The following is a 9,304-nucleotide window of genomic DNA, read 5'->3' on the forward strand; positions in this document are numbered from 1 at the left end:
CTGCCCCCGCTTCGCGGGGGAGGGGGAGAACTGCATCGATGGATACGGATCAGCCCGCGAGCAGCTTTTCCAGGCGGATGCGCGTGATCTTGCGCTGCTCCTCGGCGGCGGCGCGGATCTCCGTCTCCGGGTCGTTGCGCAAGCGCGACTGCAGCAGGGCCAGCATCTCGTCCGCCGTCCGGCCCGTGGCGCAGACGATGTAGATGTAGCCAAAGCGCGCCTCGTATGTCTCGTTCCCCTCCGCCAGCGCCTCGCGCGTCGCATCCGCCGCGGTGCGCATGCCGGCCTGCTCGCCGGCGGACCAGGCCTGCTCGCGGTCCGTCTGCCCCGCCTGCGCCTTCTTTCCGCCGATCCTGGGGTGGCTGCGGAACGCCTCGCGCCAGTCCGCCTCGTCCAGGCTCCACCACGTTGCGTCCGCCCGCTCCATCAGCGCGTCCGCGTCCGCGAAGGGGCGGGATTGCGCCATGCGCCGGGCCCAGGCGCGCGAGCCGCAGCAGGTGAGCAGCTCACGCTCCGCGTCATCCGCCGCCAGCGCGTTCAGGCGTTCCAGGCCGCTCATTCCGCCGGCAGCGTGCCGAACAGCCGCATGCGCGCGATGCCGCCGTCGGGGTAGATGCTGAGCCGCGCGTGGGTGATGGGCCCGTGCGGCAGCAGGTCCTCGAACCGGTAGCGGGCGTGCGGCTGCAGCCGGGTTTCGCCCAGCAGCGGCACCCATTGCGCCGCGGGCGAGGCCAGCGCGTCGGCCGAGGCGCCGGGCATGTGCACGCCGTCCAGCCGAAAGCGGTCCGGCGCGTTGCCCTTGAAGTGGTCCGTGTCGATCTCCACGCGGTGCAGGGCGCTGGGCGCGGCCAGCTGCACGATGCTCCAGTCGTTGCCGGGGCCCCGGCGGCGGCGCGTCTCCCATCCGTCGCCCATGAACAGCGAGGGGCCGGGGAGGATGAGGTTTTGCCGGTGGCCGTAGAACATGTCGCTGGTGGAGACCACCCATCCGCCGTGGGTCAGCGCCGCCAGGTCCACCTCGCCGCCCTGCTCCCGCGCGAACCGCGTCCACGCGGGCACCACGGTGCCGTGCACGCGCAGGCGCGCCACGCCGCCGTCGGGAAAGATGTTGAGGCGCAGGTGCGTCACGCGCTCCGGGTACTCGATGGCGAACGGGTTGCGCGCGTTGCCCTCGAGCGGGGAGCGCGGCAGGATCTCCGTCCACCGGGCGGACCTGAGCTCCTCGGGGCTGGGCGTGCCCTCGAACGTGGCGGCCTCGATGGACGCCTCGTCGGGGTAGTTGCCGCGAAAGAACGCCGTGTCGATCACCACGCCCCGGACGATGCCCGGCACGCCCAGGCGGATGATGGCCCAGTCGTACCCCGGCGAGTGGCGGCGGCGCGTCTCCCAGCCGTCCATCCACTTTCCGCGCTCCGTGTACTCGTGCTCGCGCCACTCGGCGGGCGTGGGCTTGAGCAGGCCTTCCTTGGGCGCGAAGAACTCGTCGTTCGCCAGCAGCACGGCGCCGCCCAGCCGCTCGGACGCCAGCTCCACCATGTCCTCGAAGATCGTCATTCCTGGCCGCGTAAAAGAATGTGTCCGCCGGGCGCGGGATCCTGCCCGGGCGCGTACGCCTGCGCGCCACGAACGTACGTCGCGAGCACCTGGCCGGAAACAGTCTCGCCCGCGTACGGCGTCACGGGATGCCGGTGATGCAGCGCCGCCGCGTCCACCGTCCACGCCGCGTCCGGGTCAAAGACCACGAGGTCCGCGTCGCGCCCGGGGGCGATGGCGCCCTTGCGATGGGCCAGCCCCGCGAGCCGCGCCGGCGCCGCGCTCATCCACTCCACCACGCGCTCCATGCCGATGCCGCGCCGGCGCGCCTCCGTCCACATCACGGGCAGGCCCAGCTGGAGGGACGCGATGCCGCCCCACGCGCGGAAGAAGTCGCCCGCGTCCATCCCCTTCATCTCCGGCGGGCAGGGCGAGTGGTCCGACGCCACGAGGTCGATGTCGCGGGCCGCGAGCGCCTCCCACAGCCCCTCGCGCGTGGCCCGCCCGCGGATGGGCGGCGCGCACTTCCACGCCGTGGCGCCGTCCGCGATCTCTTCCGCGCAAAAGTGCAGGTAGTGCGGGCAGGTCTCCACGGTGACGGGCAGCCCCTCCGCGCGCGCCCGGCGCAGCAGCTGCAGGGCCTCCGTCGTGGCGAGGTGCACCACGTGCACGCGCGTGCCGAACTCGCGGCACAGGCGGATGACCATCTCCACGGCCTCCGTCTCGGCCGCGGGCGGGCGCGAGCGCAGGTACGACGCGTACGCGCGGGGATCCAGCGACGCGCACTCCGCCGCCGCGGCGTCGATGGGGCCCGGCACCTCGGCGTGGACGAGCAGCGGCGCGCCCAGCTCCGCCAGGACCGGCATGGCGGCGCGGAGGTCGGCCTCGCCCACGCCCTCGAACTCGTCCACGCCGGAGGGGACGAGAAAGCACTTGAAGCCCCACGCGCCCGCCTGCCACAGGGGCCGCAGCTCCGCCGCGTTCCCCGGCACCACGCCGCCCCAGAAGCCCGTGTCCACGCGGATGCGCCCCTCCGCCGCGCCGATCTTCTGCCGCAGCGCGTCGGCGGAGGTCGTGGCGGGGATGCTGTTGAGGGGCATCTCCACGATCGTCGTCACGCCGCCGGCGGCCGCGGCGCGCGTGGCGGACGCGAAGCCCTCCCACTGCGTGCGGCCCGGCTCGTTGGCGTGGACGTGCGTGTCGACGAGGCCGGGAAGCAGCAGCGCGTCGCCCGCGTCCACCACCGGGGCGCCACCGGACGCATCCGCTTCGTACGCGGCGACGGACGCGATCACGCCGTCGCGGACGAGGATGGACGCGGGACGCACGCCGTCCGGCAGCACGACGCGCCGGCCGCGAAAGACCTGGTGGAGCGGGGAAGCCATCGGGTGGTGCTGCCGGGGGTGCGACGGTGGACCGGGAATGCGGGACGGGCACCCGGCCGAGCAAGTGCCCGCACATCTGCCGAACAAAAATAGGGGAACGTCCGCCGCGCCGACAGTCCGCCCCGGCCTCAGGCAATGGTCAGGCGGTGCGGGCCGTGGGGCTCGCCCGCGCTCACGGGGTTGAAGCCCATGCGCCGCAGGTACTGCGTGTGGACATCGTTGCCGGGCGCGCTCACGATCTCGCGGATGCCGTGCCCGCGGAAGAAGTGCGCCTGGTCCGTGAACAGGTAGCGCCCCGTCTTGAAGTCGCGGTACTGCGGGATGACGAAGTCCAGCATCACCCGCAGGCAGCCGTCCTCCCGCCGCTCGCCGATGAACAATCCCGCCGGCACCATGTCGCGCAGGACGAAGAACACCAGCAGCCGCGCGTCGGGCGCGTAGCGGAACTCGGGCAGAAAGCGCTTGATCTCGGCCGCGTGAAAGTCCAGGAACGCGCGCAGGTACTCGTCGTCGGGGCTCACCTGCAGGAGCTTGAAGTACTCCCGCGAGGCCAGCATCTGCCGCAGGTAGTACAGGTTGATGAAGACGATGAGCAGGTTCACCACGGCCACGGGGTACGCCCCGATGAGCGCCCCGTACACCACGAACGCCGCCGACCCCACCAGGTTGATGACGCGCAGCTTGAGGATGCTGCTCATCATCAGCGAGATGGCGACCAGGATGGACGCCGCGTACCCCACCAGCTCCAGCACCAGCTGAGAATGCATATCGACCAAAGGGGATGACTGAGACAACGGTTCTCCCACCCAGGATGGCGGGGGATTGAAGCTATCAGGGAAAGCGGATGTTCGCACGGGGCAACGTCATCGGCCGGAATGAACGGTTCCGCGCCGCTGGCCCGTTCCTTTCTGTGTACGGTAGCGGATGAGTTCTGGTGCACCCTTGCCCTGCGCCTGATGAAGATCGCCGCGGTCACCGCCTGCCCCACGGGCGTCGCGCACACCCTGATGGCCGCCGAAGCCCTCAAACGGACGGCGGCGGCCATGGGCCACGACCTGCGCGTGGAGACGCAGGGCTCCGCCGGCGCGCGCGACACGCTGACGGACGCGGAGCTCGCGGCGGCCGACGTCGTCATCGTCGCGGCCGACATCCACGTGGATACGGGGCGGTTCGCGGGCAGGCCCGTGCACGCCGTCCGCACCGCGGACGCCATCCGCCACACGCGCCAGGTCATCGAGGACGCCGTCGCCCTCGCCGCGCCGGCCGTGTCCCCTGATTCCTCGCCGCCCGCGTCCGTCCCATCGATCGAAACCGTCGCATCCATCGAGTCTGGCGCATCGACCGGAACCGCCGGATCTGCCGCATCGCCCGAATCCGCTGTGCTGATGCAGGCGGACGGGGCGGGAAAGCGGCTCGTGGGGATCACGGCGTGCCCCACGGGGATCGCGCACACGTTCATGGCCGCGGAGGCCCTGCAAAAGGCCGCCGCGGCCATGGGGCACACCATCAAGGTGGAGACGCAGGGCTCCGTCGGCGCCAAGAACCAGCTGACGGCGGAGGACATCGCCGCCGCGGACGCCGTCGTCATCGCGGCCGACACCAAGGTCGATACGTCGCGATTCGGCGGAAAGCCCGTCTACGTCACCAGCACCAAGGCCGCCATCAAGGGCGGACGCGACGTCGTGGGCGCCGCCCTCGCGCAGCCGGCGGGCGCCGCGCCGTCCACATCGGACGACGTACCCGCACCCGCGTCCGCGGCGGACGCGAAAGGATCGCGCGCGGGGCCGTACAAGCACCTGATGACGGGTGTGTCGTACATGCTGCCCCTGGTCATCGCGGGCGGGCTGTGCATTGCGCTGGCGTTCGCGCTGGGCGGCATCTACGCGGGAGAGCGCGAGGGCTCGCTGGCCTGGGCGCTCAGCCAGATCGGCGGGGAGACGGCGTTTCACCTGTTCGTGGCCGTGCTGAGCGGGTTCATCGCGTTCTCCATCGCGGACCGTCCGGGGCTGGCGCCGGGGCTCGTGGGCGGCATGCTGGCGCAGAACCTGAGCGCGGGATTCCTGGGCGGCATCGTCAGCGGCTTCCTGGCCGGCTACCTGACCAAGTTCCTCGCGGAGCGGATCCGCCTGCCCGCCACGCTGGAGGGGCTCAAGCCCGTGCTCATCCTCCCGTTCCTGTCCACGGTCATCGTGGGGCTGGGGATGATCTTCGTCATCGCGCCGCCCGTGCAGGCGCTGAACGCGGGGCTCAACGGCTGGCTGCTGGGCCTGCGCGGCGCCAACGCGGTGCTGCTGGGGCTGATCCTGGGGACGATGATGGCCGTGGACATGGGCGGGCCGCTGAACAAGGCCGCGTACACCTTCGCCGTGGGCCTGCTGGCATCGAAGATCTACACGCCCATGGCCGCCGTGATGGCCGCGGGGATGACGCCCGCGCTGGGCGTGGGGCTGGCCACGTTCCTCTATCGCGGCCGCTTTGACGAGGACGAGCGGCGCGCGGGCGGGCCGGCCGTCGTGCTGGGGCTGTCGTTCATCACGGAGGGCGCTATCCCGTTCGCGGCCAAGGACCCCATCCGCGTGATCCCGGCGCTCGTCCTGGGCTCCGCGACGGCGGGGGCCATCTCCATGCTGGCCAACGTGCGGCTGCTGGTGCCCCACGGCGGCGTGTTCGCGGCCGTCATTCCCGGCGCGGTTTCCGGGCTGCCGGCGTACCTGGCCGCCATCGCCGCGGGGACGGCCGTGACGGCGGGCGCGCTGTTCGTGCTCAAGCGGCCACCGCCCGCACTCACGGAGCCCGTGGCCCCAAACGGCCGGCCGGCGGAGGCCGCATGAGCACGATGATCCGCATCACCGCCGACGACGTGCGGCTGGCCGTGCCCGCGGGGGGCAAGGAGGCGGCCATCCGCGCGGCGGGCGGGCTGCTGGCGGAGCGCGGCTACATCGACCCCGGCTACGTGGAGAGCATGCTGGGGCGCGAGGGGCAGGCGAACACCTACCTGGGCAGCGGCATCGCCATCCCGCACGGCATGGCGCAGCACCGCGCGCTCATCCACCACACGGGCGTGGCCGTCGTGCAGCTGGCGGAGGGCGTGGACTGGGGCGGCGGGCAGCACGTGCGTCTCGTGGTGGGCATCGCCGCGCGGTCCGATGAGCACCTGGGCATCCTGGCCGCGCTGACGGACGTGCTGGACGATCCCGTCCTGGCCGAGCACCTGGCCCGCACGGGAAGCGCGGACGAGATCGCGGCCGGGCTCACGCGTGGCGCGGAAGGGGCGGTGCTCCCGGAGCCGGAGGTGATGGAGGGCGCGCGGCACGTGGACGTCGTCGTCCAGGGCGCGCACGGGCTGCACGCGCGGCCGGCGACGTTCCTCGTGGACGTGGCGATGGGCTTTCAGTCCGAGATCCGCGTGGGCTACGCGGGGCGCATCGGCAACGGCAAGGCGCTGGCGTCGCTGCTCAAGCTGGGCGTGGAGGGAGGCGAGACCATCCGGCTCTTTGCCGCCGGACCGGACGCGGACGCGGCGCTGGACGCGCTGCGCGAGGCCGTGGAGGGCGGCCTGGGCGAGGAGCATCGCCGGGACGAGGCGGACGCGCTGGCGTGGACGCCGCCGGGGGGCGAGCGGGCCATCCCCGGCGTGTCGGCGTCGCCGGGGCTGGCCATCGGGCCGCTGTACCAGTTCCAGGCGACGCGCGTGGTGGTCCCCGACCAGCCCGTGGCGGACGTGGAGGAGGAGACGCGGCGGCTGGCGCAGGCCATCGAGACGGCGCGCGAGCAGCTGGCGGACCTGTACGCGGCCGTGGAGTCGCGCTCCGGCAAGGGCGAGGCGATGATCTTTCGCGCGCACCAGGCGCTCATCCTGGACCCCGAGCTGCACGCGGAGGTGCATGCGTCCATCGGCGAGGGGCACGGCGCCGCGTGGGCGTGGCAGCGGGCCATCGAGACGCGCGCCGTCGAAGTGGGCTCGGTGGATGACGAACGGCTGGCCGCCCGCGCCACGGACCTGCACGACGTGGGGCAGCGCGTGCTTCGCGTCCTGGTCGGCACGGAGCACGGCGAGCCGCACTTCCCGGATCACCCCGTCGTGCTCGTGGCGGATGACCTGACGCCGTCGCACACGGCGCGGCTGGACCCGCAGCGCATCCTGGGCCTGTGCACGGCGGCCGGCGGACCCACGTCGCACACGGCCATCATCGCGCGGTCGCTGAGCATCCCCGCCGTGGTGGGCGCGGGGCCGGCCGTGCTGGAGCAGCCGGACGGCACGGCGTGCATCCTGGACGGCACGGGCGGGCGGCTCTACCTGGAGCCGGACGAGGAGGACCTGCAGTCCGCCCGCCGGTTCCAGGAAGACCTGGCACAGCGGCGCGACACGGAGTTCGCCACGCGCTACGCGCCCGCCCTGCTGACGGACGGGCACCGCGTGGAGATCGCGGCCAACATCGGCACGGTGGCCGAGGCGGAGCAGGCCGTGGAGGCCGGCGCGGAGGGGGTGGGGCTCATGCGCAGCGAGTTCCTCTTCCTGGGCCGCGAGACGGCGCCCACGGAAGAGGAGCAATTCGACGCATATGCCGCCATGGCGCGGGCGCTGGGCGGGCTGCCGCTCATCCTCCGCACGCTGGACATCGGCGGCGACAAGGTGGTGCCGTACCTGTCGCTGCCCCGGGAGGAGAACCCGTTCCTGGGCGTGCGCGGCATCCGCCTGTGCCTGCGCAAGCCGGAGCTGTTCCTGCCGCAGCTGCGCGCCATCTACCGCGCGTCCGCCGTGGGCCCCATCCGCATCATGTTCCCCATGGTCGCCACGCTCGAGGAGCTGCGCGAGGCGCGCGAGGTGGCGGAGCAGGTGCGGCGCGAAGTGGGCGCCGAGCCGGTGGAGATCGGCATCATGGTGGAGGTGCCGTCCGCCGTGCTCATCGCGGACGCGCTGGCGCGGGAGGTGGACTTCTTTTCCATCGGCACCAACGACCTCACGCAGTACGTCCTTGCGATGGACCGCATGCACCCCACGCTGGGCGCGCAGGTGGACGGGCTGCACCCCGCCGTGCTGCGGATGATCGACCTGACCGTGCGCGCGGCGGACCGGGCGGGCAAGTGGGTGGGCGTGTGCGGCGGCATCGCGGGTGACCCCATGGGCGCGCTGATCCTCACGGGACTGGGGGTGGCGGAGCTCTCCATGAGCCTGCCCAGCGTGGCCGCCGTCAAGGCCTCGCTGCGGCGTTACTCGCTGGCCCAGGCGCAGGCGTTCGCCAAGCGCGCGCTGGCCCGCGACACGGCGCGGCAGGTGCGCGAGCTGCCCCTGCCGTGAGCGACTTCATGATGCGCGATCGATCCCATTCCGCCACGGTCGACGTCGTCACCGTCACGCCCAATCCCGCCATCGACTGGACGGTGACCGTGCCGGGGTTCCGCGCCGGCACCGTGAACCGCGCCTCGGCGGACCGGTCGCAGCCGGCGGGCAAAGGGGTGAACGTGGCCGCCGCCCTGGCCGGCTACGGCGTGCGCGCGGCCGCGACGGGCTTCCTGGGCCGCGACAACGCCGGCGCATTCGAATCGTTCTTCGCGCGGACGGGGATCGAGGATGCGTTCGTGCGCGTGGCCGGTTCTACGCGCGTCGGCATCAAGCTCGTGGATCCGGAGCGCCAGGAGACGACGGACGTCAACTTTCCCGGCGCGGCGGTGTCGGCGGCGGACGTGGACGCGCTGTTCGATGCCGTCGATGCGCGCGCGGCGGACGGGCGATGGTTCGTGCTCGCCGGCAGCCTGCCGCCCGGCGCCCCGCCGACGCTGTACGCGGACCTCGCGCGGCGGATCGCGGCGCGCGGCGGGCGCGTGGCGCTGGACACCAGCGGCGACGCGCTGCGCCACGCGCTGGAGGCCGCGCCGAGTGTCGTCAAGCCGAACGTGCACGAGCTGCAGTCGCTCGTGGGGACGGCGCTGGCGTCGGTGGACGACGTGATGGACGCGGCGCGCGGGCTGCTGGAGGGCGGCGTGGAGCTGGCGGCCGTCAGCATGGGTGCGGAGGGCGCGCTGTTCGTGGCGCGCGAGGGCGTGGTGCTCGCGCGTCCGCCGTCGATCGACGTCGGCAGCAGCGTGGGCGCGGGGGACGCGATGGTGGCCGGCATCGTCGCCGCGCGGCTCGCGGGGCTGGACCTGGTGCGAACGGCGCGCCTGGCGACGGGCTTCTCCCTCGCCGCGCTCACCCGCGCGGACGCGGCGCCCGCGACACGCGACGCCGTGGAGGCGATGGCGCGGCGGGTGGAGGTGGAGACGATCGGGTGAGGGCGCGGGGCCTGTGCGAAAGGTTGGTTTTCAGCAGCCGGTGCGGACCCAGCAATCAGGGGTGGATCTACCGTCCGCGGAGGGCCCCCTCCCCCCGACCCCCTGCCCCCGCT

General features: G+C 73.0%; 7 protein-coding genes. 3 read left to right on the plus strand and 4 right to left on the minus strand.

Annotated elements, in window-relative coordinates; genetic code table 11:
- Positions 1–49: 49 nt before the first annotated feature.
- From uraD to VFZ20_RS31780, 4 genes are all read right to left on the minus strand, one after another.
- Positions 50–559, minus strand: a complete 510-nt coding sequence (gene uraD / locus VFZ20_RS31765; RefSeq protein WP_329687999.1) for a 2-oxo-4-hydroxy-4-carboxy-5-ureidoimidazoline decarboxylase — start codon at positions 557–559, stop codon at positions 50–52.
- Positions 556–1,554, minus strand: coding sequence for an allantoicase (gene alc / locus VFZ20_RS31770; protein WP_329688000.1), 999 nt, complete (start codon positions 1,552–1,554; stop codon positions 556–558). Before alc ends, uraD begins: the two co-directional genes overlap by 4 nt.
- The gene (gene allB, locus VFZ20_RS31775; protein ID WP_329688001.1) at positions 1,551–2,918 is read right to left on the minus strand and encodes an allantoinase AllB; all 1,368 of its coding nucleotides are present in this window, start codon (positions 2,916–2,918) and stop codon (positions 1,551–1,553) included. The genes alc and allB overlap by 4 nt, the downstream gene beginning before the upstream one ends.
- 128 nt (positions 2,919–3,046) lie before the next feature.
- Positions 3,047–3,685 (minus strand): hypothetical protein, encoded by a 639-nt coding sequence (locus VFZ20_RS31780; protein ID WP_329688002.1) that lies wholly within the window; start codon positions 3,683–3,685, stop codon positions 3,047–3,049.
- 189 nt (positions 3,686–3,874) lie between these two features.
- Here VFZ20_RS31780 and VFZ20_RS31785 point away from each other — a divergent pair, with 189 nt between their 5' ends.
- The 3 genes from VFZ20_RS31785 to pfkB are packed head-to-tail and all read left to right on the plus strand — an operon-like array spanning position 3,875 to position 9,191.
- Positions 3,875–5,749 (plus strand): PTS fructose-like transporter subunit IIB, encoded by a 1,875-nt coding sequence (locus tag VFZ20_RS31785; RefSeq protein ID WP_329688003.1) that lies wholly within the window; start codon positions 3,875–3,877, stop codon positions 5,747–5,749.
- Positions 5,746–8,217, plus strand: coding sequence for a phosphoenolpyruvate--protein phosphotransferase (gene ptsP / locus VFZ20_RS31790; RefSeq protein WP_329688004.1), 2,472 nt, complete (start codon positions 5,746–5,748; stop codon positions 8,215–8,217). Before VFZ20_RS31785 ends, ptsP begins: the two co-directional genes overlap by 4 nt.
- An 8-nt stretch (positions 8,218–8,225) precedes the next feature.
- Positions 8,226–9,191: a 1-phosphofructokinase gene (gene pfkB / locus VFZ20_RS31795; protein ID WP_329688005.1), complete on the plus strand. Its 966-nt coding sequence runs from the start codon at positions 8,226–8,228 to the stop codon at positions 9,189–9,191.
- Positions 9,192–9,304 lie beyond the last annotated feature (113 nt).

The sequence above is a fragment of the Longimicrobium sp. genome, assembly GCF_036280135.1.
Taxonomy (GTDB): Bacteria; Gemmatimonadota; Gemmatimonadetes; order Longimicrobiales; family Longimicrobiaceae; genus Longimicrobium.